We start from the raw sequence: 21394 nt of genomic DNA, 5'->3' as shown, positions 1-21394 counted from the left end.
GAGGAAGAAATGGAAAAATTAAGCACATGGTTAAATAAAGTACTTGAGCATTTTATGAAATTTGTAAATACTAAAACAATGATTGCAGTTAAAGACGGTTTCTTATTAACGATGCCGATTACATTAATTGGTTCGATCTTTTTACTCATTGCAAACTTTCCAATTAGTAATTGGGATTCAATTATGTCTGGTATCTTTGGGGCTGGTTGGGCTGGCCCATTAAACCAGGTTGTTGGATCTACATTTGACATCTTGGCCATTGCATCGGTACTCGCAATTGCTTATGTGTATGCACGAAATGAAGAAGTTGATGGAATAAGTTCTGCACTTCTTGCATTGGTATCATTTTTAATTCTTACCAACTCATTCACAGTAGTTGATGGAGTTAAAATTGGTGGTGTTATTCCTAAGGGATGGACTGGCGGAAACGGAGTTATCACGTCTATTATTGTTGGGGTTGTTTCGGCTAAAATCTTTACATTCTTTATCAAAAAGAATATTATATTTAAACTTCCAGAAGGTGTACCTACAGGGGTTGTGAATGCATTCTCTGCATTAATTCCAGGATTTGTAATTATGGCAGGATCCATGTTGATTCATATCTTAACACATGCACTAGGAGGTGCCTCACTTACTGAAGTTATCTTCAATGTGTTACAAACACCGCTTCAAAATGTGTCTGATACCTTAGCAGGTGGACTCTTTATTACATTCCTAATGGGGATCCTATTCTGGGCTGGTATTCATGGTCCAAATATTGTTATGGGAATCATGGGACCAATCCTTACAGCAAATGCTCTATCTAACACAGCTATCTTAGAATCAGGACAGGCTTTAGTTGTAGGTGAAAATGCAAAGGTTATGACAATTCAACTCATCGATATTTTTGCGAAATTTGGTGGGCAAGGTATTACAATAGGACTTGTAATTGCTGCACTAATTTCCGCGAAATCATCACGTATTAAAGAGATTTCGAAAGTATCGGTTGTGCCAGGCCTCTTTAACATTAACGAACCAGTTATCTATGGATTACCAATTGTGTTTAACCCAATTATGTTAGTTCCATTTATTGTAGTTCCTTTAGTAGGGGTATTAATTCCTTATTTCGCAATCGTATCTGGATTTATGGCACCGTTTACGGCCGTGAGTGTTCCATGGACAACACCGCCAATTATTTCTGGATTCTTAGTATCGGGATGGCGAGGAGCTCTTGTACAAATTCTTATCATTATTGCTTCAATAGTAATCTACTATCCATTCTTGAAGAAATTGGATCACGAATATGTAAAAGAAGAATCTAACAATTAATTCACGTTTTAGATTGATAGTAATACACGGTAAATTTGATATAATGATTGGGTAAGTGGAGGCCTCATGAAAAAATATCAAATCATCGCTGAACAGTTAATGGAAAACATTAAGTCAGAAAAATATAAAATTAAATTACCCATTGAGGATGAACTCGTTGAAGAATTTCAAACAAGTAAAAATACAATTCGTAATGCAACAGATCTCTTAGTTGAGTGGGGTATGTTGTATCGTGTTCAGGGAAGTGGTGTATACATTCGTCAGTTTGAACATGAAAAAGCAATCAATGCAAGTATGATTCGCGGCGTATCGCAAGAGTTTAAAGCAAGTACTGTTCGAACAGAGGTTGTCTATCTCGAACTCGTAGATGCGGATGAAGTAATGGCGAGTGAACTTGATACAGAGATAGGAAATCCAGTCTATCGTCTAAAACGTATTCGGTACGTAGATGATGAACCCTTTACGATTGAGTACAGTCTGTATAATAAAGAAATTGTACCCTATCTAGGTATTGAGATTGCACAACGTTCGATCTACGATTACATTGAACATGATCTTAAGATGCGAATCGGTTTTGCAGATAAGTACATTTCAGTTGGACATTTAAATCAAGAAGATGCTGAAGTGTTTGGATACCAAAAGGGAGATCCAATGTTAGTGATTAATGAAAAGGTGTTTCTTACAAATGGAATGCTCTTTAATAGTTCACGTGTTATCCACAACTATCAGGAAACAACACTCTTTGTTTCCGCAAATAACCATAGAAGACTCTAAGAGTCTTCTTTTTACTATGTAATTAGATAGAGATGGTTTAAAATAGACCTATAGGATAAGAAATATGGAGACATAAAATGAAGACATATGTTGCGTTATTACGAGGTTTAAATGTTGGCGGCAATCATAAAGTCAGCATGTCAGACTTAAAAGTTCTTTTCTCACTTACTTATGAGAATGTTGAAACTCATGGAAATACAGGCGTCGTCTTTTTTGATTCTAAGAATAAGGTTGATCGCGTAAAGTTGGAAACTGATCTTGAAAAAACCTTTGGTTTTCCAATTGCAGTGTACATTTTATCAGCAGAAGAAGTATTTGCGTTAGAACCTAATTTACCTATAGGGTGGAATGAGGATAAAGAGTGGCGTCACAATATTTTATTTTTATTGAATGACGTCAGAGCGGAACAAATTTGTCCAGATTTAAGTTTGTATGATACTGAACTTGATCATATTTCAATTATTGATAATACAATTTTCTGGTCGACTAATTTTACGACGCGTCAGCTTTACTACAAATCTGCGTATCGAAAAGTTCTTGCTCATCCTAACTATCCGGATACAACAATTCGCAATGGAAATACATTTGCGAAAATGATTCAAATACTAAAAAAACGTGAAGGTGAGTCACGTCTTAAAGGAGACAAATAATGAAAGTACTGATGACATGTGCTGGTGGGATGAGTTCTTCTTTTATTGCGAAAGCAATTGAAAAAGAAGGGAAACTTCGAAATCCTGAATTTACGATTGAGGCTATCGGTGAACCAAGAATCAAAGAATACATCAAGAAACAATCTTATGATATTATCATCATTGCACCCCAAATTCGCTTTGTATATAAAAATGTCCTTAAACTTGTTGAGGGTACGGACATAAAAGTAATGGTGATTGAAGGAAAATATTATACTCCATTGAGAGTTGCAGGACTCCTTGATGAAATGGAGAAAGTCGTCAATTCAAATTAATTTTAGAAATCTGAGTATAAATCAGAAATACTATTTCAGATGTGTTATAATTTGCGTATTCCGTTATATATTGTCCTAATTCGGTGGACAGTCTCTACGCCTTGCCTAACAGGGTACTATAACAGGGGGACTTTTAATCGTGGAAGAATATATGGAATCGGAATAAACTTACTATAAGTGTAGGTTAATTCCGGTTTTTAATTTGTGATGAGGAGACATGAAATGAAATTAAAACAAGTAGAAGTTAAAGAATTAATACAAGCTGCGAGGGGTGTTATTCCTTGCGACTGGGTACTGACAAATGTGAATGTATTTAATGTATTTACAGGTGAAATTTTACCAGCAAATATTTACGTATATAAAGATAGTATTGCTCATGTTGACTACGAACTTAAAGAATTGGATAAAGTTACAGGTGATATTGTTGATGGTCATGGTAATTATTGTATTCCAGGCCTTATTGATGCGCATATGCATGTGGAAAGTACAATGTTAACACCACAAAACTTTGCGGAAATTGCAGCTGCATGGGGAACAACTACAAGTATTACAGATCCTCACGAAGTAGCGAATGTTGTTGGTGTTGAAGGTGTCACTTACATGCATGATATTGCAGAAAATCTACCAATGCGTCAGTTAATTGATATTCCTTCTTGTGTTCCATCGGTTCATGGATTGGAAAATGCTGGAGCAGAATTTTTAGCACCAGAAATTGATGAGCTTTCAAAACTTGAACGTGTTATTGGACTTGCAGAAGTGATGGATTTTGTGGGTGTCGCTGATGGTGAAGAGCATCTTCTCGATATTCTCGAAGTAGCAAAGAAGAATAACTTATATATTCAAGGTCACGCACCCATGGCTTCAGGACGTCTTCTTTCTGCATATATTGCAGGAGGTCCAAAAACATGTCATGAATCACGTCATGGTAGTGAAGCAGTCGAGAAACTTCGTCAAGGATTGTATGTTGATGCACGTGAAAGTTCTATGTCAACAAACGTCGTCGATATTTGGGAAGCAATTCAAAATAATCGCTATCACGATACATTTTGTTTATGTACTGATGATCGTGAAGCGGAGCATATTTTACGCGTGGGACATATGAATGATGTCGTGAATGTCGCAATTCAAGCTGGAATGGATCCGCGTGATGCGATTCGAAGTGCAACATTCAACAGTGCTCGCGAAGCACATTTAGAAAATATTGGTGCCATTGCTCCAGGTTATCTCGCAGACTTTTTACTCGTTGATGATTTGAAAAATATTCGACCAAGTCATGTTTTCTTTGAAGGGAAATTAGTAGCGAAAGATCAAAAACTGGTGGCTCCTATTGAGCCAAGAACACATGAACTCGAAAGTCGAAACACAGTGTTTGTAAAAGACTTAAAGCCTGAAGATTTGACACTTAAAGCACCAATCCAAAATGGTGAAGTTACTGTCAACTTTATCGAATATTTAAGTCCAAAAGGGTCACTCACCAAACTATCTTCAGATACACTCGAGGTTGTTGATGGAGAAGTAATTCTTAAAGAAGGAATGATGTTTACTTCAATTGTAAACCGTCATCCTAATAATGATACGATTTCAATTGCGATTGTGAAGGGTTTCGGAAATAATAAAGGATGTTTATCTACAACTGTCTCACATGACTCTCATAACATTACATTAGTCTATAACGATCCAAAGGATGCTGTTGTAGCTGTAAATAAACTTCGTGAAATCGGTGGTGGTTTCGCGACGGTACTTGATGGCGAGGTCATAGGAACGATGGCACTTCCAGTTTGTGGATTGATGTCACACCATGATGCGAAAACCGTAGCTAAAGAAAGTAAAGCACTCTACCAAGTTAATCTTGGTCTAGGAATGGAAGAACTACTTAATCCTGTGCTACGTATTTGTACTTTAGCATTAATCGTTATTCCCCAAATGAAAATGTCAGATCTCGGAATGGTTGATGTAAACTTGAAGAAAATAATTCCTGTATTCCAAGATTAATTAAATTAAAGAAGGGCTTCTATAAATTAGAACCCTTTTTTTGTTTTATAGCAATTTGATGATACAAAATATTAGATATCAGCATAAGAGAACCAATGAGAATGAGTAGTATACCAATTACAATCCAACCAAGATTATCGCTGATAATCATTCCGGATTCATCTATCATTTCAGGCAGCCTTAATCGATATATGTGTGCCCCAAATCCCATAACAATGAATAGCGTAGCTATGGAAGCAATTTTTTTGTTCATATAATTTGTTTCCTTCTTGATTTTTATTTTGGATATTTGGTTTATATCAGAAATATGTTCTGATATTTCACGTTCTAATTCACCTTTAGTGCTGATATACTCAGTATTTATAGACATATTGATTACAGAATTTATCGCTTCCCGAAAGTTTGTGAGTGAAAAATTATCAGGAAGTATTATCGCAGTTCCATGTGATACAGCAAAATTTGCGTTTGCAATCTGTTCACCTCTTGATATTGAGTTTGATAAAGGAATACACACCATTCTCTTTCCGAGAAGAAGGCCTTCTATAATTGCGTTTGAGCCACTTCTTGTGATGATTACGTCTGCGATATTATACATCGAGCTCATATCTTCGATATACTCGTATTGAATGTAGTCATTCGTATCAGCAACATTTTTATTTGACTTGTTTTTTCCAGTAATATGAATAATATCGTACTGATCTTTTAAATTAGTAAGATTATCCCATATAAAGTTATTGATAGCATTTGCACCACTACTTCCACCCATGACAAGACATAGTGGCTTCTTCCTACTAAAGATTATTGTTTCAGTTTCAAAAAGTTCAGGCCTTATGATAGTGGATTGTGTAAGGTTGTGTCGAGTTGTGATGTATTGCTGTGTATCCGGAAATGTTAGATAGATTTTATCCGCAAAAGGGAGACTCAACTTATTCGCAAGACCTACTGTGTAATCAGTTTCTCGAATAACAATGGGGATACGAAGTAAAAATCCAGCCCAAACTACAGGAACCGAAACATATCCTCCACTTGAATAGATGAGATCTGGTTTTTCTTTGTAGAGAAGTTTGAGAGCAGTGAAAAAACCATAAATTATTCTAAAAATATCAGTAACATTTTTCATTGAGAAATATCTACGAAGTTTTCCAGTTGATACACCATGGTATTTTACAGATTTATATTTTTTTAACATTTCCTTTTCAATACCATTTTTCGAACCAATATATATAATTTCGACATCTGAATCCAATAATTTAGTTATAAGAACTGTATTTACCATTGCATGTCCAGCAGTTCCTCCACCGGTGAATAAATATTTCATTTTAGACTCCGGCACTTTTCAGAAATGTTACGACTTGACTGTAGGACAATTGGTTTACAGCGGAGTTTTCATCAAATTCATCAACATATTGAATAACTCCGTTTGCTAACCAACCATGTTGATCATTACAAATAATGAATAAAGATTCATCGAAACGATATAAACTTTTTCTTTCATTTTCTGCCACAAGAACTTCACTTATTTTTTCTCCAGGTCGTTTTCCAATAAGTTCAATCTTATCGGGATTAATATTCCATTTATTTAATATATATTTCGCAATATCTCGGATGAATATCGAAGGCATGTTAGGGATATAGATTTCTCCACCGATGCCTCTTTTAGAAATCTTTATGAGGAGTTGTGAAGCTGAGTGAACCGATATGAAAAAACGATTCATATTTTCATCTGTTAGTGAAATGGACCCTTTTTCAAGGATCTGATCCTCAAATAGAGGAATGACGCTTCCGGTACTTCCTATGAGGTTTCCGCCTCGAAATACAATAAATTTCGTTCTGCTGTTACGATTATTCGCTGATAGAATAAGTTTTTCACCCAGCATTTTAGTACTTCCATAGGTACAGTTTGGGTTCACTGCTTTATCTGTAGAAGTAAAGATAACTTTATCAACATCATTTGCTATTGACGCATCAATAACGTTTTGTGTTCCAAAGATATTTGTTTCGATAGCTTCATCGGGTAGTTGTTCACAGATTGGTACATGTTTCAGTGCTGCAAGATGGTAAACGATATCTACATTCTCACATGCAATTTCTAATGCATTGTAGTCTCTAATATCGCCGATGATGATTTCAATTTTGGGATTGTTATATTTTCTCATTAACATTACCATTTGAAATTCGTTTCGAGCAAATACTTTGATTTTTAATATATCTTCTTTCAAAAGTTCTGTGATGAGGCCATCACCCCAAGAACCAGTTCCACCAATAATTAATACAACTTTATTTTTCATAAATACTCCTTGCTAAGAAAACATATGTTCTCATTTTTGTATATTTCAATTCTAGTTTAGTAGTGTTACAGCGATGTTACAGAATGTCAGAAGATTTATTATGCTATAATTTGTTTAATGTATTAATTATAGAAAGAGGATGTCAAATATGAATTCGATACGAAATTTTAGAGATATGGGAGGTATTGAAGTTTCTGGTGGAACAATAAAACCTCATAAACTATTACGTGGTGGTGTTTTGGATAATTTAAGTGAAAGAACGTTAGATCAACTTATTAGTGATTACCATCTTCAAACAGTTGTAGATTTGCGCACTGATGAAGAAATTAAAAAAGCACCAGATGATGTAATACCAGGGGTTGAATCAATTCATATTGATATCATGTCGAAAGCTCGAGAAAATGCTGATCCTAACGAAATGATGAAAGGATTTAAACGTGAAGTATCCCAAGAACATATGCGCGGCTTGAACCGGATGTTTATCATGAGTGACGCTTGTCGCGATGAATATCGAAGATTCTTCGATGTCCTATTAGAAAAAAGAGAAGGATCACTCTATTATCACTGTACAGCGGGAAAAGATAGAACAGGATTTGCAGCAGTTCAAATCTTGAAAATTCTGGGAGCAAGTGATGAAGTAATCTATGAAGATTATTTACTTACGAACACTTTGACCCATGATTATGTTGAAAAACGTCTTAAAGAGATTCAAATCGAAGAAAATTTAACGGATGCGCAAATCGATAATATTCGCGGTTATATGACCGTAGACAAAACGTATCTTGATGAAGCTTTTTTAGCAATTGAAGAAAGATACGGTGATTTTAATAATTACATAACCGAGGGTCTGGGTCTTAATGAAACAGATATTGAAAAATTAAGAATGTTATACGTAAATCCTATTGTTTAACGTAAAAAAAGATTAACCCATTTCTAAAGTGGCGTTAATCTTTTTTTTGTTAGGAAATGATTTATATTATGTGACATGTGGTATAACAATTTCGAAGTAAATTTGATTATTATGAGTCCAATATTTAAACGAATATCCAAATGTTTCACACATCTTTGAGACAAGGGAAAGTCCTAAACCTGTTCCAGAGAGTTCTTTATTTCTTGAAGCTTCTCCAACATAATAAGGCTGTGTTATTTTATTCAAATCGAGATTATCATTTTGAAATTGATTGCTGATCACAAAATGGACCCCATCGTTTTGGGTATTTAACAGAATATCAATAAACTCCCCAGTTCCATACTTGACAGCATTCGTAATGAGATTTAGTAGAATTGTATCAAGAGAATCTTTATGGCTCTTAATGTAGACGTTATCCTCGATATTTTGTTTAAATTCAAGCTGACTTTGGGAATTCATAATTTTTACCTTATTGATGTTTTCCTCAAGTTGTGTAGAAATATTTATAGAAGACAACACAATTTCGTCTCTATCAATCTTAGACATCAAGAGTAAGCGGTCAATATCTTTAGCCATTTGGTCATTTGCATCAGAAATGGTATCAAGAAATGATCCGTCATCAATACCGTCTTTAATACCTTGTGTATAAAGTCTTATTAATGAAATAGGAGTTTTGAGTTCGTGTGTTACATCTTCGAGAAGATCTGCCATTTGTTTGTTTTTATTTGATAGAGCATTATTCGATTCTGTTAGTTTTTCTCCCATTGAATTAAGGCTGTTTGCAACTTGTTCGAGTTCGTCGTTAGTGTGGATTTCAATAGGTTCGTAACTTCCATCTTCGAGTGATTGTGCAAACAGTTCAAAAAGTTTTAGTGGTTTCGTAATGTCACGGATAAATAGGCTAATCAATAGGAGTGCTACAAATGTCATGAGTATATTGATAACCATCAAGAGTCCACTCGAAATCATAAAAGCATCTTCGATATTTGGTACGATTGTGGTAATTGCGAAAATTGAGTTTCCGACGGGAACATAATTTATGAGTAGACTATAATTTAACTTTTCTTGATTGTAGAGTCTAAGTTGGCGTTCTCCTTGCGTTAATAGTTCGAAATCTTGATCCCAAAGCCAATACCTTTGAAAACCAATACCTTTTTCTGTAAAAGCTTGTTGTATATTTTGGTTGATGGTTTCTTCTTCAGTATCATGATCAAACTGAACTTCAGCAATGATTACTTTATTTGCCTCTTCAATAGTAGTGATGGCCTTTTCCTCAGATTCGCCATGATCAAGCATCGTAATGAACGAATCACTAATCTCAGTGATTTCTTTGCGTTTCTGATGCAAATAATATTTTTTAGAAAAAGATATATTTAGTATAGTTGTAAGTGTTGTGGAAATTATAAGTATGGAGATCACTACAATCATAAGTTTTTTTGATAATTTACTCATAAAGATCTCCCATCACATATCCAAGGCCAATTTTAGTTTTGATGGTGTCATCACCAATTTTAGCCCTGAGTCGTCGGATGTGGGTGTCAATAGTTCGCATTTCACCGTCATAATCGATGCCCCAAACATTACTAATAATTTGATCTCGTGTCAGAATAACGTTTTGATTCATCATTAAGTATTCAAGCAGTTTGTATTCGCGAAGTGTAAGGGTAAGTAACATCTTGTTTCTATATACTTCACCTGTTTGCGTGTTCAAGGATATATCTTTATATCTTAAAGTTTTCTCGAAATTGAGAAGCTTCTTAATTCTTAAGAGGACAATCTGTATGTCGAAGGGTTTGCGAATATAGTCGTCTGCACCGCTAGTTAGCCCAAGGAGTTCACTTTCTGGAGTATCCTTTGCTGTTAGCATAATTATCTTGGTAGGAACATCCATGAACCTTAGTGCTTTGCATACTTCAATTCCACTTTTTTTGGGCAGCATCCAGTCTAAAAGAACCAGATCTGCAGTATCCTTATCAAAGTAAGAAAGAGCATCATCGCCATTAAAAACACTGGTTACGGTATAACCTTCATGTTCAAGATACATTTTTAAAATTTCATTGATTTTAATATCATCTTCAACGACAAGTATTTTCATGAGGCCTCCTTATTTTAAGAAAATTTTATGAACTGTGATTTTGGGATGAACACCAAACCGCATCGGTACATGGCTTGTTCCAATCCCAACATTTACAAAAATTGATTTTGAGTTGGTGAGATCATAAGACCCCTTGGTGTATTTTTCAGCAAGATTTGTTTGATTAACTGCAAACTTATTGAGAGCAGGAATCCATGGAATATTAATTTGACCACCATGACTGTGTCCGCTTAGAAATAAGTTGAAATCTTCATTGATAAACCTATCTACAGTATCTGGTTCGTGACTCAACATTATTATGAAATCCGATTCATCGGTTCTTGTTAAAGATTTGGTATGTGGTTTTCCCAACATACTGTCATCCAATCCGTAGATTAAGATTGATTTATTGCTTTCTGTTTTAATCATCACTTCTTCATTACGTAAAAGCCTAAAACCAGCTTCCTTCATAACATAATCATAGTGTCGTGAAGAACCTCCACCATAGTCGTGATTCCCCCAAACAGCAAAATTGCCATACTTTGATTTAATCTGTTTTAAGTATGAAATAATCATATCATCACTGTTGTATTTTGCATAGTTATCATATAAGTCACCAGTAAAAACTACGATATCAGCTTGCTGGTTGTTTATTTTATGAACGATATTATCGAGTGGCACTTTATTAAAATCCTCTTTTAGATGGATATCAGAGAAATGAACTACTTTAAGTGTTTCTGTTACTTCTCCTTCTGGTTTAATAAGATTCCATTCAATGTTTATACTATAGGGTTCAACTTTAAATGCATAAATTGTATTTACGACAATTAAAATTAACAGAGATATAACTACGAATTTAAGTGTTTTATATTTTTTCATAAAAATCTTCCTTTTTAGTTTCATGAGTATTTTAAAAGAAACATGTTACAGGGATGTTACAAGACAAACCAAAGAGGTGATGATCCGATGATTTATGTAATAAAAAAATTCTGATGATTTAATTACGATTTTACCAAGGTTTAAGTGTGCATTGATGATATCGGTTACACAATATTATTACAAAGTTAATAATTAATACTTGAAATTTAATTTCACTCCAGTATAATGTGACTTGTAAACGCTAACAGGAGGAGAGCATGAAAAAATTGTTCATTGCAGTTTTAAGTGTATTGATGTTTTTTGCAACAACAGCCGTCAGTGCGGATGAGGGGGAAACAGAATTGAATCGGTATGTAAAGAATGCCGATGGAACCTATGGTTACGATGAAAGTAAACCTGTTTATCTCTATGGGGGATCTGATGAACGTGTTAAGATTCCTAACACCTATGTTCAGGAAAGAGTGCAATTCAAATCATCTTGGATTGCTACAATCTTCAACCTCCACTTTCCACAGGTGAATACTGAAGAAGAGTTTATCAATAAATATGAAGAACGTTTGGATCAAATGGAATCATGGAATATGAATGCCGTGATATTCCAAGTAAGTCCTCTACTTGATGCATTCTATCCATCTGAATTAAATCCTACATCACAATTTTTAAGTGGTAAACAAGGTCAAGACGTTAATTATGATCCACTTGAATACATGGTAAAAGCAACTCATGATCGTGGAATGGAATTCCACGCATGGTTTAATCCTTACCGTGTTACAAACTCTGATATTGATGCACCAGCTATCTTATCGCAAGTCGTAGCACTTGGATATACCGCAGAAGAAGTTAAGAACTTCACCCCTGCAGAACAAGTTGAAGCTTTAAATAAACTTGGACATTTATCAAATGATAACTTTGCAGTCAAGAATCCACATTTAGTATTAAAATTCCAAGGGAAACTCTTTTTAAATCCTGGTGAACCGGAAGTTATTAAACATGTGGCTGATACCGTTAAAGAAGTCGTAACAAAGTATGATATTGATGCTGTTCATTATGATGACTACTTCTATCCTTACAAGGGTGCACTTCGTAAAGATCCAGAAGGAAAAGATATTCCAGGGTCAGATGTGTTTGGCACTTTCGAAGAAGATCGAGAAACATTCTTGAAGTATAAAGGTGAATTTGATGATACTCCTGCAGGTATTGAAGCATGGCGTCGTGATAATGTCACCAAGCTTGTAGATGCTGTGAATGATGTTTTAAAAACACATAACCAAACTACGAAATCGGCAGTTCAATTTGGAATTAGCCCATTCGGAATTTGGGAACACAAAGCAAATGATCCTCGTGGATCAAATACTCCAGCAGGATCATCTCAAAGTTATTCAAAAACAATCTTTGCTGATACATACCAATGGATTAAAGATGGAAAACTAGATTATATTTCGCCACAGATTTATTGGTCATTCTCAGCACCTGCTGCGCCATATGGAGAAATTGCGCGTTGGTGGGATTCAGTTGTTGAGGGAACTGATGTTAAATTATATGTTGGACATGCTAACTACAAACATACAAGTAATGGTGGTTGGGATGCTGATTGGATGAATCCTGATGAAATAAATAATCAAATGAAATTCAATCAAAAATTAAAAAACATATCCGGTAGCTCAATCTATAGTTATGCTGATATTGTGAAATCAGATATTGATTCTTTAGATGAAGCTTTACGTCCAAGAAATATAGCTAAAAATGACAGTATCGATATTCTAAAATCTGATTCATTCAGTAAACCTTCACTAACACCAAGCCATAAACGTTTATCACCGAAAGATACAAGTCCATTGCAATCTGCTTCAATTAAAGATGGCAAACTTGTATGGACGGATGCTTTAAACAATAATGCACGTTTCTATGTCATCTACAAAGGAACTCCAAGTCAAACTGTAGAAGAAATAATTGCGGCAGGTAACATTGTAGATCGTGTAAACTTTGAAGCAGGTAAAAATAATATTTATGACTTAGAAGATGTGAATGCAGCATATGCAATTACTGTTCTTGATAAGGCTTATGTTGAAACAACAGGAGTGAAAGCTGAAGTTATAGAACCTCTAAGTGTTACTTTGACAGAGAAATCAATCAAGGTAAAACTAAACAGTGGTTTGACTGAAACAGAATTACTAGAACTTGTAAAAATAGTTTCAAATCATGAAACAATCATTACGACAGACTTTTCCCAAAAAGTTGATTTGAGTAAAGTAGGAGAGTACACAGTAAATATTAAAGTATCCTCTTCAGTTACTGATGAAATATTCGAAGGTAATGTGGTAGTTAATGTTGAAGCAGATACTCCTACAGACCCAGAGGTAAAACCAGATCCAGAAGTGAAACCTGATCCAGAGGTAAAACCAGATCCAGAAGTGAACCCAGAAGGCAAACTACCGGGAACAGGTGTATCATCCACCTCAATGTTTATGGTGGGTGGACTAGTTGTGATGGGATCAATTCTTGTCCTTTATAGTCGTAAGAAAAAATCAATGCAATAAATTGATGACCTTAAACTAGATTCTTGTCACAATTATTTCATAAATACCGAAAATAATATAAAATAATATTGTAGTGACTCCTGTCTCCAAACAGACACTACACAGACGGCATTTTCCCAGAATGTCGTCTTTTTCGTTGTGTTAGTGTATTATTACAACAATGTAAGATACAAATTGGAGAAAGTATGGTATTATTTTTATGGGCAACATCTTCCACATGTTTAATTAATGATGCCTAAGCACTTTTAAATAAGTGCTTTTAAACTTTATATAAAAGAAGGAGAATAGATTATGAAACAATCATATTTCGATGGCGGTTTAGGGTCGTACATCGGTCTTCAAATTACAAATGTATTAATCGTTATCTTTACCGTAGGTTTGGGTACACCATGGGCTATTGTTCGTTCCTATCGATGGGAAATAGAACATAGTGTTATTGAAGGTAAGCGACTTATGTTTAATGGGAGTGCAGGAAGTCTTTTCACTCATTGGATTCTATGGTGGTTCTTAACGATGATAACATTTGGAATCTACAGCTTCTGGGTCCATATCAAAGTTATTGAATGGAAAACAGAACATACTTATTTTGTTTCTTAAGATCTCGAAAGAGATCTTTTCTTTTATAATTTCTGGAACTTCGCCCCAAAAGTTACAATTCATGATATAACTATAGATAGAGAAAAGAGAGTGTAAATTTATGAGTGAAATTATTGCAACATCAATGTATTCTAAGAATTTAAAACTTGATTGGAATTATAGTGTTTATATACCTGAATCATGGAGTGATGATTCTCATTTACCGGTACTATGTTTATTTCATGGAGCCTATGGTAATCATACGAATGTTGTCGATAAGGGTCTTGCGAAAGAACACTTAGACCGTTTAAATATCCAACAAATTGTCGTTTTTGTTGATGGTTTCAATTCGTTTTATTTCAATGGTTCTGGATTAAATATGGAATCCGCAATTCTTGAAGATTTGATTCCAATGATTCAAGATAAATATCATTGCAACGATGAATTAAACCTTGGTGGAATTTCAATGGGAGGTCATGGTGCACTGCGTATTTCCCTAAAACATCCAGATAAGTTTAAGAATGTTTTTGCGATTGCACCGGCAGTTTGGTATGACGTTACGGATGAAACTGTCACATCAGATTGGGGCCTTTTCAGAAACGATGCCAATGAATTTGACCACGGTCTTTGGAAGGCAACTCACCCACAATCATTTTTAAAAGATACATCTGTAAATTATTATGTTGAAGCAAGTACCATTGATCCAGTTGTTCCTGTTGAAAATGTGCAACGTTTTGTAAGTGAACTAAAAAATCATGCGAAGGTATCAGAACATTACTATCATGATGGTGAGCACAATTGGGATTACTTTAGTGTTGCGTTGGGGAGAGGTTTAACATTTATAAAAGAAATGGAAACTCTTTCGGAGTAATGAATATATTTAAGATCGAAGACGATAATTTACTTTGGGTTTAGACAAAAAAACATTAATCTTTGACTCCCTATTAGGGTTGTTTAGATTAATGTTTTCTTTTGTTATTTAATAGGTGTTAATGCAATGAAATCGTCGATTCGTTTTGCAACAACATCGAGACTTGATTTCCAGAATGCTTCTTGAGTAACATCAATTCCAGCCATCATGGCTACATCTTCACAAGATGCGGTTGTTGTAGCTTTGAGAAGTGCTTGATATTTAGGGACAAATGATGCCCCTTCATTTTCGAATTGTGCATAAAGACCAAGCGCGAATAAACCACCAAATGCATAAGGGAAGTTATAGTAACTGAGTCCACCACTATAGTAGTGACCCTTGCAAGCCCACATATAAGGATGTAAGAATTCAGGATCTAAGCCTTCACCGTATGTATCACGTTGTGCTTGCAACATGATTTCTTTTAAATCAGCTGCAAATAAGAACTCAGTTTGACGTCTCTCAAAGACTTCGCTTTCAAACTTGTAGCGTGACATGATATCAACCGTGATTTGAGTTAAGTCAGAAATTGAGTTTTCAATTAAGACAAGTTTTTCTTCATCACTTGCAGTTTTAAGAGCAGCATTGAAGACGATATTTTCACAGAATGTTGATGCAGTTTCTGCAACAGGCATTGTATAGTTTGTATTTAAGATTGATAAGTCCTCAATCATCATTCCGTGGTATGCGTGTCCTAATTCATGAGCTATCGTAACGATATCAGAAATTGAACCATCAAAGTTTGCAAGAACACGGCTTTGTTTGATTTGTGGTTGATTTGAACAGAATGCTCCATCACGTTTTCCCTCACGAGGTAAGAAATCAATCCAACGATCATCGTAGGCTTTACGTGCCATTTCTTGCAAGTCATCTGAGAAGTGTCCAAAACTATCTAAAATGAACTCGCGAGAATCTTCAACTGTATATTCTTTAGGATTGCTTGTTTCAAATGGTGCGAAAAGATCATACCAAGGAAGTCCGTTGGTGTGTCCAAGAAGTTCAGCCTTATGGTTAAGGTATTTTCTAAATGTAGGAAGGTATGACTCGATTGCTCCCATCAATGCATCCAATGTTTCTTTTGACATACGTGATGCGATAAGTGTTTGTTCAAGAGCGTTTTCATATCCACGAAGTGCAGAAAGAGTATTAACTTCTCCTTTAATACTATTCAATGCAAATGCAATGGCATCTTCAATCTTAGTATAAAGTTCGAGTTCTTTTTCGTATGCTTCTTTACGTGTTTTCGCATCATGTGAATAGGCAAGATTACGAATTGAGGAAAGAGTATGAGTTTTACCATCATATTCAATGGTAGCCATTGATCCAAGGTATCCTTGTAATTTTGACCAGTTAGAGGATGCGTTAAGTTTCATTTTTGCAATAACGTCTTCCACATCCTCATTTAGGTTATATTGACTGTTACTGATGATTTCACGAAGAATGAATTCATGTTCTTTAAGGAAGTCATCTTCGAGAACCCATTCATCAAAGTTATCTTTATTCTCTGCTAAGAACTTTTTAAAATAAGCATATGCTTTAGTAGCCTCGTTAAACATAGGCATCAATTGACTATATTTTTGATTGCTAATGGTATCGGTAGCATTGGTAGCTAAATTTAAGCTTACGAAGCTAACGAGTGATTGAGCAAGATTGTTGAATTCAATATCCAGTTTCATAAAAGCAATTAAATCTTCTTTGTTGTTTAAGTTAAGTGCTTGTTGATTAAGTGATGTGATAATTTCTGATACTTTTTTTACATCTGTATCGAAGGATTCATCGTATCCTTTATAGAGTTCATCTAAAGACCAAGTATACATATTTAGTATCTCCTTTTCTCCGCCTATTATATCACTAAATGAAACATGTTTACATAGATAATGAAAAGTATTGCAAACAAATGTAAGGGATGATATTATAGTCTCAAGGAAGGTTTGGATTATGATACAGACTATTCAAATGCAATTAAGCTTCTTTTTTATCTTTAGAAACTAGGTTAATGTCGCCCGTTGATATTGACCTTTTGTCTTTGGTTAAATCAATGTGGCTTCCTTTCTTAAATCAATCAGCCACATTGAGTGGCTTTTTTATTTGAGAGAAGGAGAGACTATGAAAAAAATACTAGTAATGATGATGAGTGTGGTATTACTTGCAGGATGTACGGCTCAGGCAAGCAACGAAAGTAAGTATCGGATAGGTGTGATTCAGATTGCGGAACATCCCTCACTTGATGCGGCAGTTAGAGGAGCACAAGAATATTGGCAAGAAAAATACGGTAAGGATGCAGAGTTTGTGGTTAAGAATGCTCAAGGAAATGTTGCAGATGCGGATTTAATTGCGCAAAGTATGGTATCGGACAAGTATGATTTAATCTATGCTATTGGAACTAACGCAGCACAATCTGCATATTATGCTACAGAAGGTACAAGCATTCCTGTGATTTTTAATGCAGTAACCGATCCTGTTGAGGCACAGTTGGTTGATTCTTTAAATCATCCTGGAAGTAATGTTACGGGTGTGAGTGATTTAGCACCTGCTGATCAACAATTAATGGTTGTCAAAAATATTTTGCCTGAGGCAAAAAAAGTTGGAATAATCTATAATACGGGTGAGATTAATTCTACAGTTCAAATTGATGCTTTACAAAAAATTGCACCAAGTGTTGGTGTAGAACTTGATGTAGTGGGAATTTCTAACATTCAAGATGTATCAACAGTAGTTACTCAGATGTTAGGTCGGGTGGATGCAATCTACAACATTACAGATAATATGGTCGTATCTGCAACATCGACAATCACTGAACTGGCTACGAAACAAAGTATTCCTGTCTTTGCATCAGAAGATGGCCAAATGAAAGAAGGAATTCTTGCGGCTGAATCGTTAAGTTATGAACAATTGGGAAAAAAAGCGGGAGAAATGATTGAAAAAATCCTTATCGAGAATGTTCAACCGGAGTCGCTTGGTGTCTATCAAAGTCGTGAAACCACGCTAATTCTCAATAAATTAGTCGCAGAAAAATTCGATATAGACACAAATAACTATAAGAATGCGAAAATAGTTGAATAGAGCATTGGGTTTTAAATTGTTTTATGCTATATTATTAGCAAGCAGTCCTTTAAGTCATAGCGAGACTATGGCAAGGATAAAGAATATGACATAAGTTTTTATTCTTTAAACTATCCTTAGAGGGCGCACATGCGCTCTTTTATTTTGCGATTGCACAGGAGGAAGTTATATGGAGAATGGGTTACGTATTGGTATTCATGAGAAACCAAAATCAAAACTTGAATGGTTAGTTTTAAGTTTTCAACATGTATTTGCAATGTTTGGAGCAACAGTTCTTGTTCCGATATTGACAGGATTAGATATTGGGGTTGCCTTAGTATGTAGTGGGATAGGAACATTAATTTATATTCTTTGTACTAAAGCAAAAGCTCCCGTTTATTTAGGAAGTAGCTTTGCATATATTTCAAGTATTTCCGCAGCAATCATGGCAACAGGTGGACCAGAAAGTGCTTATACTGGACTGATGGTTGTTGGATTTATCTATGTATTAATTGCTATTATTATTTCGTTTACAGGAAGTGGATGGATTAAGAAACTTCTTCCTCCGGTAGTCATTGGACCGATGATTGTGATTATTGGATTATCACTTGCACCCAATGCGGTGGTAGAATCAGGATTAAGAGGAATCCAACCCCTTGTTGAACAAGGGAAATATTTAGGTGTTGTGGGTGCAGAATGGAAAGTGCCACTTGTTGCACTCGTAACATTCTCAACAGTAGTTCTTGTATCGCTTAAAGGAAAAGGGTTTATTCAAGTAATTCCATTCCTAATTGCTATTTTAGTAGGTTACATTACTGCAGTTCTTACAGGGCTTGTTGATATTAAACATGTTCTTGACGGTTATAGTTTCTTTCAAATTCCAAATTTTCAAGTGTTAGGAACATACAAGCTTGATTTTGGAACTGTCATCGCCTTTGCACCACTTGCACTTGTTACGATTGCGGAACACATTGGTGACCATATTGTTCTGGGTGAAATTACAGGAAACGATTTTCTTGAAGATCCAGGACTTAATAGAACACTATTAGGTGATGGGATTGCGACCTTCGTGTCGGCTGCATTGGGTGGACCGGCAAATACTACCTATGGAGAAAACACTGGCGTTATTGCAATGACTGGAGTAGGTTCGGTTTGGGTAATAGGACTTGCAGCAGTAATTGCGATTTGCCTTGGATTCTTAGGGTGGATTCAAGCATTTATAGCAAGTATCCCTTGGGCTGTAATTGGGGGAATGACAATCATCCTATACGGATTGATTGCTTCAAACGGAATCAAAGTGTTAATCAAAGATAATACTGATCTTGCAGATATGAAAAATCTTGTTATCGTATCAAGCATGCTTGTAGTTGGGTTGGGTGGTGCAAGTGTGGAAATAATGAGCGGAGTTGCATTGTCAGGAATGAGCCTTGCAGCTATTATCGGAATTTTACTCAACCAAATTTTAAACCTAATTGTAAAAAAATAATCATAAGCAAGGGGCGATCACAAAATGTGACGCCTTTTTATTTTAGAGATGGGTGTTGACTCTCACGTAGTGTTAGAGATTATAATAGAGATATAGCGAGGTGGTCTATGTTTCGGATTGGTGCTTTCTCAAAAATTACGAATACGACGATCCGAACACTTCATCATTATGAAGATCTAGGATTGTTTTTACCTTATAAGCATGACGAACTTACAGGATACCGATATTATAGTAGTCATCAGATAAAGGATTTAAATAGAATTAAGGTTCTTCAAGAAGTTGGTTTCTCTTTGGCAGAAATAAAGGAAATTAGTTCAAGTCATGATCAAGGGTTTGTTGAAAATAAACTTGAGTCGCGGCGAAATAAGTTGCAGGAAGATATCATAGAAATGGAAGCCAAACTGCAATTGTTGAATTCAATGTCTTACGAAAAGAAATCCTTTGAAAAGTATCATGTTAGTGTTAAAGAGATACCAGCTAGAAACGTAATAAGTGTTCGTAAAAATGTTACAGATTATTACGGTGAAGCATCTCTATGGGATGAGCTCTATGAAAAAACAACTGATAATTCCGTTATATTTTCAGATCCGTATCAGTGTATGACAATTTATCATGATAAAGAATATAAATTAGAACAAATAGATATCGAAGTTCAAATATCCATAGATATATCTAAGTCGAGACTGAGTGAAGACGTATATCAATGTGAACCGTCATTTAAAATGGTATCCACTGTGTTTGCGGGTGACTATAATCAAATGAATCAGGTGTGTGAAGTTTTGGCTGGATGGGCAGAACATCATGGACTGGAACTGTCGGGAGTTATGGTTAACATTCCGATTGTCTCACCAGCTCAAAGTGAAAATGCGAATGATTGGATAACTGAAGCAGGATATATAATTACAGAAAAGGAGTAATATTATGGCAAGACCAACAACTAAGAAAGATTTAATAGAGCAAAGTAATGATAATTTTGAAAAACTATATAACTTACTCAATAAGTTAAATGATGAAGATCTAAAAGCAGACTTTCAGTTTGAAGGGGATAAATACAAGGAAGCACATTGGAAAAGAGATAAAAATATTAAAGATGTACTCATTCATCTCTACGAGTGGCATCAGTTATTACTAAACTGGGTGGATCAAAATGTTGCAGGAGTTGAAACACCTTTCTTGCCTGCACCATATAATTGGAAAACTTATGGTGCGATGAATGAAGCGTTCATTGCTAAACACCAGGATACTTCATACGAAGAAGCCAATGCACTTCTAAAAGAGAGTCACGAAAAAGTAATGGCAATGATTGATACATTCTCTAATGATGAGTTATTTTCCAAGGGTGTGTTCAAATGGACAGGAGGCACCACTTTAGGTAGCTACTGCGTTTCATCTACTGCAAGTCATTATGATTGGGCAATTAAGAAGATTCGAAAACATGAAAAAACAATGAAAGAAATGAAATAACTAACAATATTTTACAGAAACTATAGATTTTAATTATCAACTGTGATATCTTAGTTAAAAGAGGTAATAACAATGATGATAAATAAACGATGGAGCAACAGACGAAGTTAATCAAGGGAAGCAAGTTATTGCCGCCCTTTTCGTCGTAGGGCACATCAAATGTTATTGATATTACATTGAGGATCGTGGA

19 protein-coding genes are annotated in these 21394 nt (G+C 35.2%); 13 read left to right on the top strand and 6 right to left on the bottom strand.

Going from position 1 to position 21394, the window contains the following annotated elements; all coding sequences use genetic code 11:
- Positions 1-9 precede the first annotated feature (9 nt).
- The 5 genes from H9L01_RS00400 (at position 10) to H9L01_RS00380 (ending at position 5038) form a co-directional block, all read left to right on the top strand.
- Positions 10-1308 carry a PTS sugar transporter subunit IIC gene (locus H9L01_RS00400; protein ID WP_187533995.1) on the top strand — a complete coding sequence of 433 codons (1299 nt, stop codon included), beginning with the start codon at positions 10-12 and terminating at the stop codon, positions 1306-1308.
- Between the two features lie 66 nt (positions 1309-1374).
- Positions 1375-2082: a GntR family transcriptional regulator gene (locus H9L01_RS00395; RefSeq protein ID WP_187533994.1), complete on the top strand. Its 708-nt coding sequence runs from the start codon at positions 1375-1377 to the stop codon at positions 2080-2082.
- A 77-nt stretch (positions 2083-2159) separates the two neighbouring features.
- Positions 2160-2732, top strand: a complete 573-nt coding sequence (locus H9L01_RS00390; RefSeq protein WP_187533993.1) for a DUF1697 domain-containing protein — start codon at positions 2160-2162, stop codon at positions 2730-2732.
- Positions 2732-3046, top strand: a complete 315-nt coding sequence (locus H9L01_RS00385; RefSeq protein ID WP_187533992.1) for a PTS sugar transporter subunit IIB — start codon at positions 2732-2734, stop codon at positions 3044-3046. Before H9L01_RS00390 ends, H9L01_RS00385 begins: the two co-directional genes overlap by 1 nt.
- Before the next feature lie 222 nt (positions 3047-3268).
- Complete coding sequence (locus H9L01_RS00380) at positions 3269-5038, top strand: adenine deaminase (RefSeq protein ID WP_187533991.1); 1770 nt, start codon at positions 3269-3271, stop codon at positions 5036-5038.
- Between the two features lie 19 nt (positions 5039-5057).
- Here the strand turns inward: H9L01_RS00380 and H9L01_RS00375 are convergent, their stop codons facing one another.
- Together H9L01_RS00375 and H9L01_RS00370 are read right to left on the bottom strand one after the other, a co-directional pair.
- Complete coding sequence (locus H9L01_RS00375; protein ID WP_187533990.1) at positions 5058-6356, bottom strand: UDP-N-acetylglucosamine--N-acetylmuramyl-(pentapeptide) pyrophosphoryl-undecaprenol N-acetylglucosamine transferase; 1299 nt, start codon at positions 6354-6356, stop codon at positions 5058-5060.
- Between the two features lies 1 nt (position 6357).
- Positions 6358-7326: a polysaccharide biosynthesis protein gene (locus tag H9L01_RS00370; protein ID WP_187533989.1), complete on the bottom strand. Its 969-nt coding sequence runs from the start codon at positions 7324-7326 to the stop codon at positions 6358-6360.
- Positions 7327-7474: 148 nt separating this feature from the next.
- Here H9L01_RS00370 and H9L01_RS00365 point away from each other — a divergent pair, with 148 nt between their 5' ends.
- The gene (locus H9L01_RS00365; RefSeq protein ID WP_187533988.1) at positions 7475-8236 is read left to right on the top strand and encodes a tyrosine-protein phosphatase; all 762 of its coding nucleotides are present in this window, start codon (positions 7475-7477) and stop codon (positions 8234-8236) included.
- Between the two features lie 66 nt (positions 8237-8302).
- Here H9L01_RS00365 and H9L01_RS00360 read toward each other — a convergent pair whose 3' ends face one another.
- Genes H9L01_RS00360 through H9L01_RS00350 form a run of 3 tightly spaced genes read right to left on the bottom strand, consistent with a single transcriptional unit; the run spans position 8303 to position 11189 of the window.
- Positions 8303-9688 carry a sensor histidine kinase gene (locus H9L01_RS00360; RefSeq protein WP_187533987.1) on the bottom strand — a complete coding sequence of 462 codons (1386 nt, stop codon included), beginning with the start codon at positions 9686-9688 and terminating at the stop codon, positions 8303-8305.
- Positions 9681-10331: a response regulator transcription factor gene (locus H9L01_RS00355; RefSeq protein WP_187533986.1), complete on the bottom strand. Its 651-nt coding sequence runs from the start codon at positions 10329-10331 to the stop codon at positions 9681-9683. Before H9L01_RS00355 ends, H9L01_RS00360 begins: the two co-directional genes overlap by 8 nt.
- Before the next feature lie 9 nt (positions 10332-10340).
- Positions 10341-11189: a metallophosphoesterase gene (locus tag H9L01_RS00350; RefSeq protein ID WP_187533985.1), complete on the bottom strand. Its 849-nt coding sequence runs from the start codon at positions 11187-11189 to the stop codon at positions 10341-10343.
- Positions 11190-11446: 257 nt separating this feature from the next.
- Here H9L01_RS00350 and H9L01_RS00345 point away from each other — a divergent pair, with 257 nt between their 5' ends.
- The 3 genes from H9L01_RS00345 to H9L01_RS00335 all read left to right on the top strand — a co-directional run bounded on the left by H9L01_RS00345 (position 11447) and on the right by H9L01_RS00335 (position 15173).
- On the top strand, positions 11447-13726 hold the full coding sequence (locus tag H9L01_RS00345; protein ID WP_187533984.1) for a family 10 glycosylhydrolase: 2280 nt from the start codon (positions 11447-11449) through the stop codon (positions 13724-13726).
- A gap of 291 nt (positions 13727-14017) precedes the next feature.
- Positions 14018-14323, top strand: a complete 306-nt coding sequence (locus tag H9L01_RS00340) for a DUF898 family protein (protein WP_187533983.1) — start codon at positions 14018-14020, stop codon at positions 14321-14323.
- 100 nt (positions 14324-14423) lie between these two features.
- Entirely contained in the window at positions 14424-15173 is a 750-nt protein-coding gene (locus H9L01_RS00335) for an alpha/beta hydrolase (protein WP_187533982.1), read from the top strand.
- Between the two features lie 104 nt (positions 15174-15277).
- On the opposite strand, the gene H9L01_RS00330 is transcribed toward H9L01_RS00335, so the two are convergent.
- Positions 15278-17029 (bottom strand): M3 family oligoendopeptidase, encoded by a 1752-nt coding sequence (locus H9L01_RS00330; protein WP_187533981.1) that lies wholly within the window; start codon positions 17027-17029, stop codon positions 15278-15280.
- A gap of 289 nt (positions 17030-17318) precedes the next feature.
- Between H9L01_RS00330 and H9L01_RS00325 the strand changes: the two genes are divergently transcribed.
- The 4 genes from H9L01_RS00325 to H9L01_RS00310 all read left to right on the top strand — a co-directional run bounded on the left by H9L01_RS00325 (position 17319) and on the right by H9L01_RS00310 (position 21204).
- Positions 17319-18275: an ABC transporter substrate-binding protein gene (locus tag H9L01_RS00325; protein ID WP_187533980.1), complete on the top strand. Its 957-nt coding sequence runs from the start codon at positions 17319-17321 to the stop codon at positions 18273-18275.
- A 169-nt stretch (positions 18276-18444) separates the two neighbouring features.
- Positions 18445-19740, top strand: a complete 1296-nt coding sequence (locus tag H9L01_RS00320; RefSeq protein WP_187533979.1) for a uracil-xanthine permease family protein — start codon at positions 18445-18447, stop codon at positions 19738-19740.
- Positions 19741-19847: 107 nt separating this feature from the next.
- A complete protein-coding gene (locus H9L01_RS00315) occupies positions 19848-20657 on the top strand; it encodes a MerR family transcriptional regulator (RefSeq protein WP_187533978.1) in 810 nt (269 codons plus the stop codon).
- A gap of 4 nt (positions 20658-20661) precedes the next feature.
- Positions 20662-21204, top strand: coding sequence for a ClbS/DfsB family four-helix bundle protein (locus H9L01_RS00310; RefSeq protein ID WP_187533977.1), 543 nt, complete (start codon positions 20662-20664; stop codon positions 21202-21204).
- Positions 21205-21394 lie beyond the last annotated feature (190 nt).

The sequence above is a fragment of the Erysipelothrix inopinata genome (assembly GCF_014396165.1).
GTDB lineage: Bacteria > Bacillota_I > Bacilli_A > Erysipelotrichales > Erysipelotrichaceae > Erysipelothrix > Erysipelothrix inopinata.
Note: the sequence above shows the minus strand (reverse complement) of the source record. Positions and strands in the feature narration are given on the sequence as shown.